Raw genomic sequence first — 15,492 nt, 5'->3', positions numbered from 1 at the left:
AGGACCGTAACGATGTTCAACCGGTGGTGCGCAACTCGCTCCCTCGTCGTCCTGCTGATTGGTGCACTGCTGACCGGCAGTGCGCTGGCAGGACAACCGAGCGTGCCGCTGGTGGACACCAAGGAGGTTCCCAAGGCCAGGAACTATACCGTCACCAGTGTGCCGGTCGAATCGCTGACCCTGGCCGAGCCCAAGCTGCCGGACATGTCGGGCTACACCGCTGCCGCGGTGCAAGCCAGGATCCCGCGTGGCGAACCCGGCCAGGTGACGCTGCGGCGCATGCTGCAGCAGGACACGCTGAAGCAATTCGTTGGCGGCAACAACCGCCTGGCCGAGTGGGTCAGGCGCCAGCGCGGCATGCCGCAGGCCATTTTCATCGAAGGCGGCTACGTCGACCTCGCCACACTGGCGAAAAAGTTGCCCAAGCAGCATTTCAGCGTCAGCGCCGAGGGCATCTACCTGGCGCGGTTGCCAATAGTCGTGGCCCGCGGCGCGACCCTGCACATCGACCGCCAGACCCTGCGTCTGTCGCAGGAGCGCGGCGCCTTCCTGATCAACGACGGCAAGCTGTTCATTACCGACAGCAAGGTCATCGGCTGGCGCGAAGCGGAGAATGCCGCTGCGGGCCTGCGCAAGCCCGGGGAGTTCCGCCCCTTCCTGCTGTCCTGGGGCGGCACCGAGACCTACATAGTCAAGAGTTTCCTCGGTAGCCTCGGTTACAACAGCAACAAGTCCTATGGCATGTCGCTGTCGCAGCACACGCCGGATATCAATAAACGCCTGCGGCGCCCTGCGCCCATGGGCTGGCTGATCGATTCGGAGTTCGCCGACCTCTGGTTCGGTTTCTACTGCTACGAAGCCCGGGATGTGGTGCTCAAGGGCAACACCTTCCGCGACAGCCAGGTCTATGGCATCGACCCGCACGACCGCTCGCAGCGGTTGATCATCGCCAACAACACCGTGCGCGGGACCCGCGAGAAGCACGGCATCATCATTTCCAGGGAAGTCGACGACAGCTGGATCTTCAACAACCAGATCCACGACAACCACCTTTCCGGCATCGTTCTCGACCGTAACAGCGTCAACAACCTGGTGGCCTACAACGAGGTGTACGACAACCGGGCCGATGGCATCACCCTTTACGAAAGCTCGAACAACCTGTTCTGGGGCAACCGGGTAATCGGCAATGCCCGCCACGGCATCCGCCTGCGCAATAGCGTGAACATCCGACTGTACGAAAACTTCGTCGTCGGCAACGGTTTGAGCGGCGTCTATGGGCACACCAGGAAGCTCTCTGATAAACGCCGCAACCCCAAGCTCGACCCCTACGACACCAAGGTGTCGATAACCCTGGTCGGCGGTCAGCTGTCCGGCAACGGCAGCACCCCGCTGACGATCGATTCGCCGCTTTCCATCGAGTTGTACCGGGTGGACATGGCGCTGCCGGGAAAATCCTCGGGTATCAGCCTCAGCGGCATCCTGGGTGAGCGCCAGGACGAAATCCTCGATCTGCTGGTGCGCCAGCGCAAAGCCGTGCGAATCGCCCTGGTGGAAAGCCAGGCGGGACTTCAGGACTGAGGTGACCCTCATGAACGCAAGTCAACTGTCATACCTGCCACTGGCCCTGACGATGCTAGCCGCCAGCGCCGTACAGGCAGAAGGCCCGGTCTATCAGGCCACGCCCTGTTGCAGCCTGTGCCCGGCGGCACATGACGCCAGCCGGTACACCACCAATTACCAGAAGAACTTCATCACCCTGGTGCAGGCCCAGGGCGACTGGCTATTCCGCACCCGCGAAGACCTGCGCACCGAGTTCGATACCTCGCCGGCCGGCTACCGTCGGCTTCAACGCTTGCACGACGCCTTCCAGAGCAAGGGCATCGAGCTGGTACTGGTCTATCAACCGACCCGCGGCCTGGTAAACCGGGACAAGCTCAACCCCGCACAGATGGCCAGCTTCGACTATCAACGGGCACTGACCAACTACCAGGCCATGCTCGGCCGCTTCAAGCGGATGGGGTTCGCCGTGCCGGATCTTTCGCAGTTGGCCGGCGAGCATGAGGAGCATGCCTTCTACTTCCGCGGCGACCAGCACTGGACCCCATACGGCGCGGATCGCACAGCCAGGCTGGTGGCCGAGACGATCAAGCGGTTGCCGGTCTACCAGGGCATCCCGAAACGCGAGTACGTCAGCAAGGTGACTGGCCGCATGGGCAAGAAAGGCACCCTGCACAAGGTTGCCGGGCAGCTGTGCGGCACCAGCTATGCCACCGAATACACGGACCAGTTCGCCACCGAGCCGAAGGATGCGAGCGGCGGCGACGAGCTGTTCGGCGACACCGGCAACCCGCAGATAGTCCTGGTCGGCACCAGCCATAGCGGGCCGAACTACAACTTCGCCGGCTTCCTCGCCGAACACCTGGGCGCCGACGTGTTCAATGCAGCCTTGCCCGGTGGGGGCCTGGAAGAGGCCTTGTTGCAGTTGCTCGGCAGTCAGGAGTTCCTGAACAGCCCGCCGAAGATCCTGATCTGGGAACTCTCACCGCTCTACCGGCTGGACCAGGAAACCATCTACCGGCAGATCTTCGCCATGCTCGACAACGGCTGTGTCGGCAAGCCGGCGATACTTTCGGCAAAGACCCGGTTGCGTCCAGGCAGCAACGAGGTGTTGGTCAACGGCCAGGACGGCCTGAAGAATGTACGTAACGGCCAGTACCAGGTGGACATCCGCTTCGCCGATACCTCGGTGAAGACCCTGCAAGCCTCCCTTTGGCACCTCAACGGCCGGCGCGAGACGCTGAAGATCGAGAAACCCGCATCCAGCGAGACCGATGGCCGCTTCGCCTTCGAGTTGCGCTCGGACCAGGACTGGGCCGATCTGATCCTGCTTTCCCTCGAGTTGCAAGGACCGCCAGTGGGCAGCAAGCCGCTCGCTGTCGAGGTCAAGGTGTGCCAGCGCAACCGTTTTGCCGCACCCGCACAGCAGACGGCCCAGAGCGAGCCGTGAGGACCACATGATGCGCGCGCAACGTCTGCTGCCCTGCCTTCTGGCATGCGCCCTGCTTGCCAGCGGCACTGTGCAAGGTGCCGGACTGGTGCCGCCGCCCGGCTATTACGCAGCGGTCGAGCGGGACAGGAAGGGCGACCCGCAGGACTGCACGCTGACGACGCCTGAGCCCTATACCGAGGCCCTGGTATTCCGCAGCAAGTACGAGGGTTCGGACCAGGCGCGCGCGACCCTCAATCGCGAGGCCGAGCAGGAGTTCCGCGCCAAGACCAAGGCCATCAACGACCTCGAGCGCGGGGTCAACAAGCAAGTGATGCGCTACATGCGCGATGGCCAAGCCCAGAGCCTGCAATGCACCCTGCAATGGCTCGGTGATTGGGCCCAGGCCAACGCCTTGCTGTCCACCGACTTCAATCACACCGGCAAGTCGATGCGCAAATGGGCCCTGGGCAGCCTGTCTGCGGCCTGGCTGCGGCTGAAGTTCTCCAGGTCGCAGCCTCTTGCACCCTACGCCCGGCAGAGCCAGCTGATCGAGTCCTGGTTCGTCAAACTGGCGGAGCAGACGATCAAGGACTGGAGCGACCTGCCGCTGAAGGAGATCAACAACCACTCCTACTGGGCCGCCTGGTCGGTGATGGCCACCGCCGTGGCGACCAATCGCAGCGACTTCTTCGACTGGTCGGTGGCGCAATTCCGCGTGGCCACCGGCCAGGTGGACCGGGACGGCTTCCTGCCCAACGAACTCAGGCGCGAGCAGCGCGCCCTCGCCTACCACAACTACAGCCTGGCGCCCCTGGCGATGATCGCCGCCTTCGCCCAGGCCAACGGCGTCGACTTGCGCGAAGACCACAATGCGGCGCTGCGCCGCCTGGCCGAGCGGGTGCTGCAAGGTATCGAGGATCCGGACGACTTCGCCGACAAGGCCGGCAAGCGCCAGTCCATGTCCGAGCTGAAGGAAGACGGCAAGTTCGCCTGGCTGGAACCCTACTGCACGCTCTACCGCTGCAGTGCTGAAACGCTGAAGTGGAAGCAGTCGATGCAGCCATTCAGGAACTTCCGCCTCGGCGGTGACCTGACCCGATTGTTCGATCCAGCGGCGGCGAAGAAGGGCTGACACGGGCGGTGCGCACGGCGGGCGCATCGCACAAACGAGCTTCACGGCGACGCAGAGCGCCTTCCCACCCCATGCACGGGGTGATGCAACACCCCGATCGTGCCAAGAGGCGGCGGGCGAAAGACCTTGCAACACCAGGGGAGGAACGGGTGGGCCGCTTGGCCCTGACAGTTCTTCAATGGAGGAAACGCGGATGGTGTTTTCATCCAACGTGTTCCTGTTTCTGTTCCTGCCGACCTTTCTCGGCTTGTACTACCTGTGCGGGGCACGCTATCGCAACCTGCTGCTGACCATGTTGCTCGGCGGCCTGTGGCACGGCGCCAACTTCACCTTCGTGCTCTGGGGTGCCTGGCACGGATTCTGGCTGGCGATGGAAGGCGCCCTTGGCGTCGACGCCGCCCCGCTGCGTTTCAGCCCGTTGAAGTGGGTCGTTACCTTCCTGGTGGTGATCCTTGGCTGGGTGCTGTTCCGCTCGGAAAGCCTGCAGGTCGCCACCCTGGTCATTGCCTATGCCAGCCTCGCCTTCTTTGGTCTGCACGACTTCCATACCAGGCCGCTCGCCCATGCCGCACCGAAGGCGGCGGCCGACGAGCCCGCCGGCGCGGCCATGCTCCCTGCGGGACGCCTGGTCGCCTGGTCCGCCACGCTGCAGCGCCCGCTGCTGCCGATGCTCAAGTACCTGCAAACCGACGCGTTCAGGGACTCCCCGCCACAACTGGTGATCTGGGAATTCCCCGAACGCTATCTACCGATGGCCCCCGACCTCAGCCAGTTCGATCCGGCCTGGATCGACCAACTCGAGGCCAATGGCGCGGCAGGACGAAGTCTGGCTACCCAGGCCGATTGATTCGGCCCCTCGAGGAGCAACCGACCATGAAACCCATGCCCCACCCTCGTTCGCGACAATCCCTGATCGCCACCGGCGCCCTGCTGCTCGCCAGCCTGTTCACCTGGCAGGCCCAGGCCGACGACGCCGCCCTCTACGGCCCCGCCGCGCCCAAGGGTTCGACCTTCGTGCGCCTGTACAACGCCAGCAACCAGGAGGTCAGCGCCAATGTCGGCAGCGCCAGCCTCGAGGATGTCGGCCCACTGGCCAGCACCGACTTCAGCTTCCTCCCCGGCGGGAACTACAGCGCCCAGGTCGGCAGCCAGAGCCTGCCGGTAAAACTCGGCGCGGGCCGCTACTACACCCTGGTCAACCTGCCCACCGGCCAGCCCAGGCTGGTGGAAGAGAAGCCGTACCGGAACAGGCAGAAGGCCTTGGTGCGGGTGCAGAACCTCAGCGATACGTCGCTCAGCCTGAAAACCGCCGACGGCAAGACCCCAGTGGTGGAGAACGTCGCGCCGCAGAGTTATGGCGACCGCGAGATCAACCCGGTCAAGGTCAACCTGGCGCTGTTCGCCGGCAACCGGAAAGTCAGCGACCTGAAGCCGGTCTCCCTCAATCGCGGCGAGGTCGTGTGCCTGTACGTCACCAGCAGCGGCGGCAAGCTCGCACCGGTCTGGGTCAAGCGTCCGCTGGCCAATGAATGAAGCGCCTATGTCGCGCAGCAGCTTCAAGATCACAGTAGGAGAAACAGCATGATTCCCGTCATTCTCTCAGGTGGTTGCGGCTCGAGGCTCTGGCCGCTGTCACGCCGGCAATTCCCCAAGCAATTCCTCGTGCTCACCGGCGAGCACACGCTGTTCCAGCAGACCCTCCAGCGCCTGGCATTCGAAGGCATGCAGGCGCCCTTGCTGGTCTGCAACAAGGACCACCGATTCATCGTCCAGGATCAGCTCGCCGAACTGAAGTTCACCACCCAGGCGATCCTGCTCGAACCCTTCGGCCGCAATACCGCTCCGGCGGTGGCCATCGCCGCCATGCAGCTGATCAATGACGGCCGCGACGAACTGCTGCTGGTGCTCCCCTCCGATCATGTGCTGGAAGACCAGGAGGCTTTCCAGCAAGCCGTGGCACTTGCCAGCAGTGCCGCCGAGAACGGCGAGATGGTGCTGTTCGGCGTACCGGCGAGCAGGCCGGAAACGGGCTACGGCTACATTCGCTCCGAACCCGCCCCGCAATTGCCGGATGGGGTGAGTCGCGTCGCCCAGTTCGTCGAGAAACCCGATGCGCAACGCGCCAGTGAATTCGTCCAGTCCGGCGACTACTTCTGGAACAGCGGCATGTTCCTGTTCCGGGCCAGCCGCTACCTCGAGGAACTGAAGGAGCACGCCCCCGAGATACACGATGCCTGCCAGCAGGCACTGGAGCACAGCAGGCATAACGGCGAGTACATCGAGATAGACGAAACCACCTTTGCCAACTGCCCGGAAAACTCCATCGACTACGCAGTGATGGAGAAGACGGCGCGCGCCTGCGTGGTGCCGTTGGAAGCCGGCTGGAGCGACGTCGGCTGCTGGGCGTCGATCTGGGATGTGCACGAGAAGGATGCCGACGGCAATGTCATCAAGGGCGACGTCGTGCTGCAGGACAGCCACAACTGCCTGGTGCATGGCATCGGCAAGCTGGTCTCGGTGATCGGCCTGGAAGATATCGTGGTGGTGGAAACCAAGGACGCCATCATGATCGCCAGAAAGGACCGCGTGCAGGAGGTCAAGCAACTGGTCGAGAAACTCAAGACGCTGGGCCGCAGCGAAACCGAGAACCACTGCCAGGTCTACCGGCCGTGGGGCTCCTACGACTCGGTCGATACCGGCGGGCGTTTCCAGGTCAAGCACATCACCGTCAATCCCGGCGGCCAGCTCTCGCTGCAGATGCACCACCACCGTGCCGAACACTGGATAGTGGTTTCCGGCACCGCCCAGGTCACCTGTGACGACAAGGTGTTCCTGCTCACCGAAAACCAGTCCACCTATATCCCCATCGCGTCGGTACACCGCCTGACCAACCCGGGCAAGATTCCGCTGGTGCTCATCGAAGTGCAGACCGGCAGCTACCTCGGCGAGGACGACATCACCCGCCTGGACGACGTCTATGGTCGCAGCGAGGAACACCTCGAAGTGCCCGATATCCCCAGCACGCCCTGAACCCACGGCCAGGTAGGGTGCGCCGCGCGCACCAGCGGATGGGCGTGGTGCATGGGCTAATCAATGGCACGTCGTGCGAGGGACCAGATGTCGGAGAAGTACCTTGGCCGTCCGGGTACGCCTCCTCTACGGGCATGGATGTCGGTTTTCTGGGCGACACGGGCCGTCCATCCGCCGCCATGCCGCCAAGGCTACAGGCGACCGAACACCTCACCGATGCTTGCCACGGGCATGGCGGGACCGTCACGAGTAGACTGTGAGTCGCCAGGGTATTGATCGGCCAGTAGCAACAGGGTACCGACGACGGCGAAGCAGATCAGGGTGAACAAATAGTGGCGCATTGCGCTCCTCCTGCATCCTGCAAGTAGCCAGGATGTTGCAGACTCTTATTGTTGGAGCCTGCACCCTCGCCTTTCTGGGCTTTGCTGTCTTCGCATAACGTGCCAAAGAACTGGCATTTCGTGACACGGCCTGGACGTCCGTCTGAAACTGGCCCGAACTTTAATCCCGCGCCTGGCGTGGGCCCGCGGGACTACCTTGCCGCAGTGAAGGTCCGGCGGCTCTCGGCGGGGATTGACGTGGAGCAGTCCCACCCTCGCCCTGCCCTCAGTTGCCCTCAGTTGCCCGCTGACAGGCCGCAGTCGATCGCCATGTCCGCCCCGGTGATCGAGCGCGCACCGGGCTGGCAGAGGAAGAATGCCAGCTCGGCGACTTCTTCCGGCTGGATGAAACGGGCGCGTCCGTCCTGTGGGTACTTGTCGAGCAACTCCCGGTAGTAGGCCTGCGGGTCGCCGTTGCCGTAGCGCTCCGCCTGGAATCTGAGCATGGGCGTCTCGATATCGCCCGGAGACACGGCATTGCAGCGCACGCCAAAAGGCGCCAGGTCCAGGGCGAGGGCCTTGGTCAGCAGGGTCACGCCACCCTTGCTCGCGCAATAGGCGGCGGCATTCCGGTTGCCCTGGCGGCCAGCATCGCTGGAGATGTTGAGGATGGCGCCTTCGGCCGCTTTCAGGTGCGGTATCGCGGCGGAACACATGAAGAAGGTGGCCTTGAGATTGACGTCCAGGACCAGGTCGAAATCCTCTTCGCTGAACGCATCCACCGGCCCCTCCCGCCAGACGCCGGCCGCATTGACCAAAGCGTCCAACCGTCCACTCGCCGCAACCGCCGCCGCGACCACCTCCTTGCAGGTGTCCGGCCTGCGGATGTCCCCGGCGTGGGCGCCTGCAAGCGGAAAATCCGTCTCCAGCCTGGCCAGCCCTTGTGGGTCCAGGTCGGTGGCGAAGACCCGCCAGCCGCCCTGGGTGAAACGCTGCACCAGGGCGCGCCCGACACCACCCGCGGCCCCTGTGATGAGTACGACCGGAATCGTCATGAGTTCCTCCTAGGGCGCCTTGTTCTCGATCAGGCAGTTGCCGCCATCGACCACCAGCAGCTCACCGGTGATGTAACTCGCTTCCGGCGAGGCCAGGAAGGCGACGGCGGCCGCCACTTCAGCCGGGCGCCCTGCCCGCCCGACCGGGACATAGCGCGCCGCCTCCACCTCTTCCGGCGTGCTCGACCCCGTGGCGATCCAGCCCGGAGCGACGCTGTTCACCGTGATGCCCTGCCCCGCCACTTCAAGGGCCAGGCCCATGTTCAGCCCCACCATGCCGGCCTTGGCTGCGCTGTAGGCCGCTTCGCCCGGGTTGCCGCCGCGGGTGCCAGTGGTCGAGCTGATGTTGACGATGCGGCCGTAGCCCCGAGTCCGCATGCCGGGCAGGACTGCACGGGTCAGCAGGAAGGCCGTGGTCAGGTTGCGGGCGATGGAAAGGTTCCAGGTGTCGAGGTCCATGGACACCACTTCGGCAAATGGCTCGGGACTGCCCTGCATGGCCATCCCGGCGTTGTTCACCAGGATGTCGATGCGGCCCCAGAGCGCTTCGGCCCATTGCCCGAACGCTCGCACCTGGCTCTCGTCGGTGAGGTCGACAACGCGCCCCTCGGCTTCGAAGCCTTCGGCGCGCAGCTCTGCCACGCGGTCGACGATGCGTTCGCTGCTCGCGGTGACGATCAACCTGACGCCCGCGGCCCCGAGCCGGCGGGCGACCGCCATGCCGATGCCGACCTCGCTGCCGGCGCCGCTGACCAGCGCCACCTGCCCTCGCCACTCTGCATTGAACATGCTGCTCTCCGAAATGCTGTTGTCGTGACCATGGAACTTACGTTCACGACTCTGATATGAAAAGACGACTGTCATCAGAAAAACTGAAAACCAAATGGCCTTCGCCAGCGCATCCCTGAAAGTGTTCCTCGCCGTACTGGACGGTGGCTCCCGCTCCGCGGCCGCCCGAAAGCTCGGGCGCTTCCCTTTGGCGGTGAGCATGGCGACCTGGACCTGATGCGCAAGCTGGCCGAGACTGAACCGCGAAGGTCCTGAGCGCATCCCGCGCACCATCTCCAGGGGCATCATGTCCAGCTTCGCCGAACTGCTGCAGCAGGGCCCGGCCCACGCCTGGCTGTACTTCCCCAGCGCCATCCTCCTGGGAACCTTGCACGGCCTCGAACCGGGGCACTCCAAGACCATGATGGCGGCCTTCATCGTGGCCGTGCGCGGCACCGTGAAGCAGGCCGTCCTGCTGGGCCTGGCCGCGACCGTTTCGCATACCGCCGTGGTCTGGCTGGTGGCCCTGGGCGGCATGTACCTGGGCCGCAACCTGGATGCCGAAGCCAGCGAGCCCTACTTCCAGCTCGCCTCCGCCGTGATAATCGTGACCATTGCGCTGTGGATGCTCTGGCGCACATGGCGTGGCGAGCAGATGTGGCGCCTCGAGCAGGAAGACCAGTACCGCCAGGCTGCAACCCGGCGCCTCGACACCGGCCACGGCGGCGTCGAATTATCGATATTCCAGAACGGCCAACCACCGCACTGGCGCTTGCAGGTGCTGAGTGGGCACGCTTGGCAGGCCGCCGAGGTCAGCCTGCAGACCACCCGCGCTGATGGCCGCATGCGACGTTTCGCCTTCGTGGATCGTGGCGGCTATCTGGAGTCGGTGGAGGAGGTTCCGCAGCCTCACCAGTTCACCGTGCGTCTGAGCCTGGGCCATGCCGGACACTCCCATGACTACGACCTGGACTTCCATGGGCCTGGCCAGGATCGAACCCCTGCCGAACCGCAAGGGCTGGAGCTGTCGCCGGACGACTACCGGGATGCCCATGAGCGCGCCCACGCCAGTGACATCCAGCGGCGCTTCGCCAATCGCAATGTCACTACCGGGCAGATCGTGCTGTTCGGCCTTACCGGTGGCCTGATTCCGTGCCCTGCTGCCATCACCGTCCTGCTGCTGTGCCTGCAGGTGCAGGCGATTACGCTGGGGGCGGTGCTGGTGTTGTGTTTCAGCCTCGGCCTCGCCCTCACCCTGGTCAGCGTTGGCGCCGCCGCTGTGGTGGGGGCGCGCCAGGCAGCGAATCGCTGGCCCTGGCTAGGAGGGTTTGCGCGGCGTGCGCCGTACCTGTCCAGCCTGTTGATCGTTGGCGTGGGTCTCTATGTGGGTGCCCAGGGCTGGGTGGGCCTGAGCGCCCGGATCGGCTGACCCGGGCGCCCGAGGTCTCACATCTGCGGCGGCCAGTTGTGGCTCTCGCCCTGGCAGTCCTTGCACCAGGCATAGAGCGCGTCATAGAGGACCAGGCCGTGCTGGAGCATCTCGTGGTCATTGGCAAAATTGTGCGAAAGCCCCAGGGAAATCGCGTAGAGGCCCGCCGACTGGGGAGTGAGATCGAGCCGCGCGGTGTCGGCGCCGCGGACGATTTGCGCCAACCGTTGCAAGGCGGGGTCGCTCAGCCCGTACTTATCCAGGAAGGCGTCGAAGCTGCACAGCTCCCCGACATGACTGAGTTCGACGCCCGGGATGTCGTAGGGTGACGCCTCCTGCTCGGCGGCGACTCGCAGTACCTCGGAAGCGGGCACATAGAGAAACTCGGGTTGCGGATCGATGAAACGCTTGATCAGCCAGGGGCAGGCGATCCGGTCGATCTTTGGACGTTCACGGGTAACCCATTTCATGGAATACCTCCCGCCTGGTTCTACAGGCCTCGGGTAGGCCGGCCGGCGTCGCGCCAGCCGGCAAAGCCGTCGATCAGGTAGCGTGCATCCAGCCCCATGGCCTCGAGCGTGGCGGCGACCCCCTGGCTGAGCTCATGGCCGTGGGCGCAATAGAGCACCACTGGCCGATCCCGTGGCACCGAATCCTTCCAGGAGAACACCGACTCAGGCTCCAGCCATCGGGCGCCGGCGATCTCGGCGGCGTCAGCCAGCCGGGCGCTCGCCCGGCGCACATCGAGCAGGGTGAAGCTGCGGTCCGCCGCCTGCCATTCCGCCAGTTCGCAACTCGTTATCCGGCCCATCGCACACCCCTCAGACTCGCAACAGATGCACCGCCAGTCCCACCAGGGCACAGCCCAGCAGCACCTGGATCACGCCACGCTTGAAGCGGAACAAGGCCACGGCCGCGGCCAGGGCGATCAGTGCCGAAGGCCAGTCGAACCGGCCGGCGAAGCCTTGCGGCCAGAGCACGTGGTAGCCGAAGAACAGCGCCAGGTTGAGGATCACTCCGACCACTGCGGCGGTGATGCCGGTCAGCGGCGCGGTGAACTTCAGCTCGTTATGGGTGGACTCCACCAGCGGCCCGCCGGCGAGGATGAAGAGGAAGGACGGCAGGAAGGTGAACCAGGTGACCAGGGCCGCCGCCAGCGCTCCGGCGAGGAAGGCCTGGTCAACGCCGAACATCGGCTGCACATAGGCGCCGACGAAACCGACGAAGGCCACGACCATGATCAGCGGCCCCGGCGTGGTTTCCCCCAGGGCCAGGCCATCGATCATCTGGGCCGGGGTCAGCCAGCCGTAATGGCCGACCGCGCCCTGGTAGACATAGGGCAGCACCGCGTAGGCGCCGCCGAAGGTGAGCAGCGCGGCCTTGGTGAAGAACCAGCCCATCTGGGGCAGGGTGCCGTCCCAGCCGAAGGTGGCGGTCAGGATGCCCATGGGCAGCAGCCACAGCACCGCGCCGGTCAGCGCCAGCAGCGCCAGTCGCGACCAGCGAAAGCGCGCATGCTCGGGCGTCGGCGTGTCGTCGTCGATCAACGCCGGGCCATAGGACTGCTTCGCTGCGCCGTGGCCTCCGCCGACACGGAATTTTTCGGGCGCCACCCTGCCGCCGATAAAGCCGGCCAGGGCGGCGCCGAGCACGATCAGCGGGAACGGCACATCGAGCGCGAAGATGGCGACGAAGGCCGCTGCGGCGATCGCCCACAGCCAGTCGTTCTTCAGCGCCCGTGAGCCGATGCGATGGGCGGCCTGGACGACGATGGCGGTCACCGCCGGCTTGATGCCGTAGAACAGCCCGGCCACCGCCGGCACATCACCGAAGGCGATATAGACCCAGGACAGGGCGATCAGGATGAACAGCGAAGGCAGCACGAAGAGCGCCCCGGCGATCACGCCACCCCAGGTGCGGTGCATCAGCCAGCCGATGTAGGTGGCGAGCTGCTGGGCCTCCGGCCCGGGCAGCAGCATGCAGTAGTTCAGGGCATGGAGGAAACGCCGCTCGGAGATCCAGCGGCGTTGCTCCACGAGCTCCTGGTGCATGATCGAAATCTGCCCGGCGGGACCGCCAAAACTGATGAAGCCCAGCTTCAGCCAGAACCAGAACGCCTGCAGCAGGCCGACCGGAGCGGCGCTGGATAGAGCCTGTTCTGTTTTGTGCATGGCGGTATCACTCATGGGCGTTGTCTTCCGCAGCGAAAGCCGCCAGCAGGCCATCGAAGATGGCACTGGCAGCGGTCAGGAGTTGATCGTCATCGCCGATGGTTTCGCGCAGCCCCGCCAGCACACGTTCGATACCGGCAGCTTCGGCCGGCTGCGCGCCGCCCACGTCGAGGTAATGCACCAGCGCAGCCACCCGGTCGAGGGACGCCAGCTCGAGCTGGAAGCTCGCCTGCAGGGTTTCGAAGGTGACGCGCTTGCCAACGTGACTGAAGGTGGCGCCGTCGAAATCGAAACCCAGCGCGTCCGGCGGGCAGTCCTGGGGGGCCGCCAGCCAGAGGATGCGCGCGTCATGGTCGATGAACCGCCGGATGAACCAGGCGCTGGCCAGGCGGTCGACCCAGGGCCGCTTGCGGGTCGCCCAGAGACGGCCCTGGTAATCGCCGCGGTCGAGCACGGCGATTGGCTGGTCGTGGCTGCTCGGCTCGTCTGCCGACAGCGCACGGCTGATGGCGGTCTCCAGCTCCTGCAGGGCCACATCGGCCCGCTGCCGGGCTTCGCCGGGAAAGAAGTCGATCGCCGCCAGTTGCGCGAAGGCCTTGCGCAGTTTGCGTACCTGTCGGGTTGAAGCCAGCGCGTTCTCGCCGCTCAACTGCCCGCGGCAGGCCTCGACCTCGGTGCACAGGCTCGCGTAGTCCTCGCTCCGGTCGAACATTTCGATGAAGCGTTCACCCTGCGGGTCATGGATGGGCAACAGGTAGGCGGTGCCATTGATCGCAAGGATGTCGCGCTCGATGGCGACGAGGGTATCGCGGCAGCTGTCGTTGTTCGGCAGCAGGTACACGCCGTCCCGCAGCACTGCCGCGCCGCTGGCCTTCAGCGCCCGCCAGGCGCGCATGCGCGCGGTGGCGTTGGCAGTGGGCAGGCCGATGACCAGGGATAGCCATTCGTTCATGTAGAGATTCCAACAGATTATGTTGTACTCTCTACACCTCAATCACTTTTCCTGCAACACCCTTTCTATCCGCGGTGATTACCGCGGAAGAAGTCGATCAGGCCCTGGGTCGAGCCATCCTCGGCCGGGGCTTCGTCCTGGCCGGTCAGGCGCGAGTAGACGCCCTTGCCCAGCTCCTTGCCCAGCTCCACGCCCCACTGGTCGAAGGCGTTGATGCCCCAGAGCACGCTCTGCACATAGACCTTGTGCTCGTACATGGCGATCAGCGCGCCCAGGCGACGCGGGCTGATGCGTTCCATCACCAGGGTGTTGCTCGGGCGGTTGCCCGGCACCACCTTGTGCGGCGCCAGGCGCTGCACCTCGTCCTCCGCCAGGCCCTGGGCGCGCAGTTCGGCCTCGGCCTCGGCGCGGGACTTGCCGAGCATCAGCGCCTGGCTCTGCGACAGGCAGTTGGCGAACAGCCACTGGTGGTGGTCGGCCACCGGGTTGTAGCTGGACACCGGCACGATGAAGTCGGCGGGGATCAGCTGGGTGCCCTGGTGCAGCAGCTGGTGGTAGGCGTGCTGGCCGTTGCAGCCGACCCCTCCCCAGATCACCGGGCCGGTGCCGGCGCTGACCGGCGTGCCGTCCTGGCGCACGCTCTTGCCGTTGGACTCCATGTCCAGTTGCTGCAGGTGGTCGGTGAAGTTCCGCAGGTAGTAGTCGTAGGGCAGGATGGCGTGGCTGCGCGCGCCCCAGAAGTCGCCGTACCAGACGCCGAGCAGGCCGAGGATCACCGGGATGTTGCGTTCGAACGGCGTGCCCTGGAAGTGCTGGTCCATGCTGTAGGCGCCGGACAGCAGCTCCTTGAAGTTGGAGATGCCGATGGACATGGCGATCGGCAGGCCGATGGCGGACCACAGCGAGTAGCGCCCGCCGACCCAGTCCCACATGGGGAAGATGTTCTCTTCGCGGATGCCGAAGGCCACCGCCGCTTCGCGGTTCGAGGAGACGGCGATGAAGTGGCGGTACAGCTCTTCCTCGCTGCCGCCCTGGGCCAGGTACCAGGCACGGGCGGCCTGGGCGTTCTTCAGGGTTTCCAGGGTGCCGAAGGACTTGCTGGAGACGATGAACAGGGTGGTCTCGGCATTCAGCTTGCAGGCCAGCTCGCGGAACTCGCTGCCGTCGATATTGGCCAGGTAGTGGCAGCGCACGCCCTTCTGGGCGAACGGCAGCAGGGCTTCGGAAACCAGCTGCGGGCCGAGGAAGGAGCCGCCGATGCCGATATTGACCACGTCGGTGATCGGTTTCTCGGTGTAGCCGCGCCACAGGCCGTTGTGCACATGGCCCACCAGCTCGGTCATCCGGTGCAGCACGCGGTGCACCTCGGGCATCACGTCGACGCCTTCGACCTGGACCTTGTCGCCGATCGGCCGGCGCAGGGCGGTGTGCAGCACCGGGCGGCGCTCGGAGCTGTTGATCACCTCGCCGCGGAACATCGCCTTGATGGCATCGCCCAGCCGCGCCTCCTCGGCCAGCCTGACCAGCAGCGCCAGGCTGTCGGTGCGGATCAGGTTCTTCGAGAAGTCCAGCAGCAGGCCGCAGGCGTTGAGGCTGAAGTGCTGGAAGCGTTCGGGGTCGTCGGCGAAGGCCTGGCGCAGGCTGAA

Annotated in this window: 14 protein-coding genes and 2 pseudogenes; 8 read left to right on the top strand and 8 right to left on the bottom strand. The window is 65.2% G+C overall.

Annotated elements, in window-relative coordinates; translation table 11 throughout:
• Nucleotides 1-12: 12 nt before the first annotated feature.
• The 6 genes and pseudogenes from algG to E8F11_RS28200 all read left to right on the top strand — a co-directional run bounded on the left by algG (nucleotide 13) and on the right by E8F11_RS28200 (nucleotide 7,151).
• Nucleotides 13-1,578, top strand: a complete 1,566-nt coding sequence (algG, locus tag E8F11_RS28225) for a mannuronan 5-epimerase AlgG (protein ID WP_280292219.1) — start codon at nucleotides 13-15, stop codon at nucleotides 1,576-1,578.
• 52 nt (nucleotides 1,579-1,630) lie between these two features.
• Nucleotides 1,631-3,007, top strand: coding sequence for an alginate O-acetyltransferase (locus E8F11_RS28220; RefSeq protein WP_280292307.1), 1,377 nt, complete (start codon nucleotides 1,631-1,633; stop codon nucleotides 3,005-3,007).
• Nucleotides 3,008-3,017: 10 nt separating this feature from the next.
• Nucleotides 3,018-4,121 (top strand): mannuronate-specific alginate lyase, encoded by a 1,104-nt coding sequence (locus E8F11_RS28215; RefSeq protein ID WP_280292218.1) that lies wholly within the window; start codon nucleotides 3,018-3,020, stop codon nucleotides 4,119-4,121.
• A 271-nt stretch (nucleotides 4,122-4,392) separates the two neighbouring features.
• Nucleotides 4,393-4,968: pseudogene (locus tag E8F11_RS28210) on the top strand (hypothetical protein); the annotation flags it as partial.
• Nucleotides 4,969-4,994: 26 nt separating this feature from the next.
• Nucleotides 4,995-5,654, top strand: a complete 660-nt coding sequence (locus tag E8F11_RS28205) for an alginate O-acetyltransferase AlgF (RefSeq protein WP_280292217.1) — start codon at nucleotides 4,995-4,997, stop codon at nucleotides 5,652-5,654.
• Between the two features lie 48 nt (nucleotides 5,655-5,702).
• A complete protein-coding gene (locus E8F11_RS28200; protein ID WP_280292216.1) occupies nucleotides 5,703-7,151 on the top strand; it encodes a mannose-1-phosphate guanylyltransferase/mannose-6-phosphate isomerase in 1,449 nt (482 codons plus the stop codon).
• Between the two features lie 191 nt (nucleotides 7,152-7,342).
• On the opposite strand, the gene E8F11_RS28195 is transcribed toward E8F11_RS28200, so the two are convergent.
• From E8F11_RS28195 to E8F11_RS28185, 3 genes are all read right to left on the bottom strand, one after another.
• Entirely contained in the window at nucleotides 7,343-7,492 is a 150-nt protein-coding gene (locus E8F11_RS28195; protein WP_280292215.1) for a hypothetical protein, read from the bottom strand.
• A gap of 275 nt (nucleotides 7,493-7,767) precedes the next feature.
• Entirely contained in the window at nucleotides 7,768-8,526 is a 759-nt protein-coding gene (locus tag E8F11_RS28190; protein ID WP_280292214.1) for an SDR family oxidoreductase, read from the bottom strand.
• A gap of 9 nt (nucleotides 8,527-8,535) precedes the next feature.
• Nucleotides 8,536-9,315 carry an SDR family NAD(P)-dependent oxidoreductase gene (locus E8F11_RS28185; protein ID WP_280292213.1) on the bottom strand — a complete coding sequence of 260 codons (780 nt, stop codon included), beginning with the start codon at nucleotides 9,313-9,315 and terminating at the stop codon, nucleotides 8,536-8,538.
• Nucleotides 9,316-9,409: 94 nt separating this feature from the next.
• Here E8F11_RS28185 and E8F11_RS28180 point away from each other — a divergent pair.
• Together E8F11_RS28180 and E8F11_RS28175 are read left to right on the top strand one after the other, a co-directional pair.
• Nucleotides 9,410-9,520 (top strand): annotated as a pseudogene (locus E8F11_RS28180) (LysR family transcriptional regulator); the annotation flags it as partial.
• 81 nt (nucleotides 9,521-9,601) lie between these two features.
• Entirely contained in the window at nucleotides 9,602-10,723 is a 1,122-nt protein-coding gene (locus tag E8F11_RS28175; protein ID WP_280292212.1) for a nickel/cobalt efflux protein RcnA, read from the top strand.
• A 17-nt stretch (nucleotides 10,724-10,740) separates the two neighbouring features.
• On the opposite strand, the gene E8F11_RS28170 is transcribed toward E8F11_RS28175, so the two are convergent.
• From E8F11_RS28170 to pgi, 5 genes are all read right to left on the bottom strand, one after another.
• A complete protein-coding gene (locus E8F11_RS28170; RefSeq protein ID WP_280292211.1) occupies nucleotides 10,741-11,193 on the bottom strand; it encodes a chromate resistance protein ChrB domain-containing protein in 453 nt (150 codons plus the stop codon).
• Between the two features lie 20 nt (nucleotides 11,194-11,213).
• The gene (locus tag E8F11_RS28165; RefSeq protein WP_280292210.1) at nucleotides 11,214-11,534 is read right to left on the bottom strand and encodes a rhodanese-like domain-containing protein; all 321 of its coding nucleotides are present in this window, start codon (nucleotides 11,532-11,534) and stop codon (nucleotides 11,214-11,216) included.
• 10 nt (nucleotides 11,535-11,544) lie between these two features.
• Nucleotides 11,545-12,894 carry a chromate efflux transporter gene (gene chrA / locus E8F11_RS28160; protein ID WP_280292209.1) on the bottom strand — a complete coding sequence of 450 codons (1,350 nt, stop codon included), beginning with the start codon at nucleotides 12,892-12,894 and terminating at the stop codon, nucleotides 11,545-11,547.
• A gap of 7 nt (nucleotides 12,895-12,901) precedes the next feature.
• Nucleotides 12,902-13,846, bottom strand: a complete 945-nt coding sequence (locus tag E8F11_RS28155) for a chromate resistance protein ChrB domain-containing protein (protein ID WP_280292208.1) — start codon at nucleotides 13,844-13,846, stop codon at nucleotides 12,902-12,904.
• Nucleotides 13,847-13,911: 65 nt separating this feature from the next.
• Nucleotides 13,912-15,492 (bottom strand): glucose-6-phosphate isomerase (gene pgi, locus E8F11_RS28150; RefSeq protein ID WP_280292207.1); only part of this gene is annotated, 1,581 nt, incomplete at its 5' end.

Origin of the sequence: Pseudomonas sp. BN417 (genome assembly GCF_029871205.1) — a bacterium.
Classification (GTDB): domain Bacteria; phylum Pseudomonadota; class Gammaproteobacteria; order Pseudomonadales; family Pseudomonadaceae; genus Metapseudomonas.
This window is presented reverse-complemented; position numbering and strand designations above follow the sequence as displayed.

Excerpts from the sequence above, each read along its gene's own strand:
- E8F11_RS28185 (WP_280292213.1), bottom strand. The coding sequence starts at position 9,315 with ATGTTCAATGCAGAGTGGCGAGGGCAGGTGGCGCTGGTCAGCGGCGCC.
- E8F11_RS28220 (WP_280292307.1), top strand. The coding sequence starts at position 1,631 with ATGCTAGCCGCCAGCGCCGTACAGGCAGAAGGCCCGGTCTATCAGGCC.
- E8F11_RS28190 (WP_280292214.1), bottom strand. The coding sequence starts at position 8,526 with ATGACGATTCCGGTCGTACTCATCACAGGGGCCGCGGGTGGTGTCGGG.
- E8F11_RS28165 (WP_280292210.1), bottom strand. The coding sequence starts at position 11,534 with ATGGGCCGGATAACGAGTTGCGAACTGGCGGAATGGCAGGCGGCGGAC.
- chrA (WP_280292209.1), bottom strand. The coding sequence starts at position 12,894 with ATGCACAAAACAGAACAGGCTCTATCCAGCGCCGCTCCGGTCGGCCTG.
- algG (WP_280292219.1), top strand. The coding sequence starts at position 13 with ATGTTCAACCGGTGGTGCGCAACTCGCTCCCTCGTCGTCCTGCTGATT.
- E8F11_RS28200 (WP_280292216.1), top strand. The coding sequence starts at position 5,703 with ATGATTCCCGTCATTCTCTCAGGTGGTTGCGGCTCGAGGCTCTGGCCG.
- E8F11_RS28170 (WP_280292211.1), bottom strand. The coding sequence starts at position 11,193 with ATGAAATGGGTTACCCGTGAACGTCCAAAGATCGACCGGATCGCCTGC.
- E8F11_RS28215 (WP_280292218.1), top strand. The coding sequence starts at position 3,018 with ATGCGCGCGCAACGTCTGCTGCCCTGCCTTCTGGCATGCGCCCTGCTT.
- E8F11_RS28205 (WP_280292217.1), top strand. The coding sequence starts at position 4,995 with ATGAAACCCATGCCCCACCCTCGTTCGCGACAATCCCTGATCGCCACC.
- E8F11_RS28195 (WP_280292215.1), bottom strand. The coding sequence starts at position 7,492 with ATGCGCCACTATTTGTTCACCCTGATCTGCTTCGCCGTCGTCGGTACC.
- E8F11_RS28175 (WP_280292212.1), top strand. The coding sequence starts at position 9,602 with ATGTCCAGCTTCGCCGAACTGCTGCAGCAGGGCCCGGCCCACGCCTGG.
- E8F11_RS28155 (WP_280292208.1), bottom strand. The coding sequence starts at position 13,846 with ATGAACGAATGGCTATCCCTGGTCATCGGCCTGCCCACTGCCAACGCC.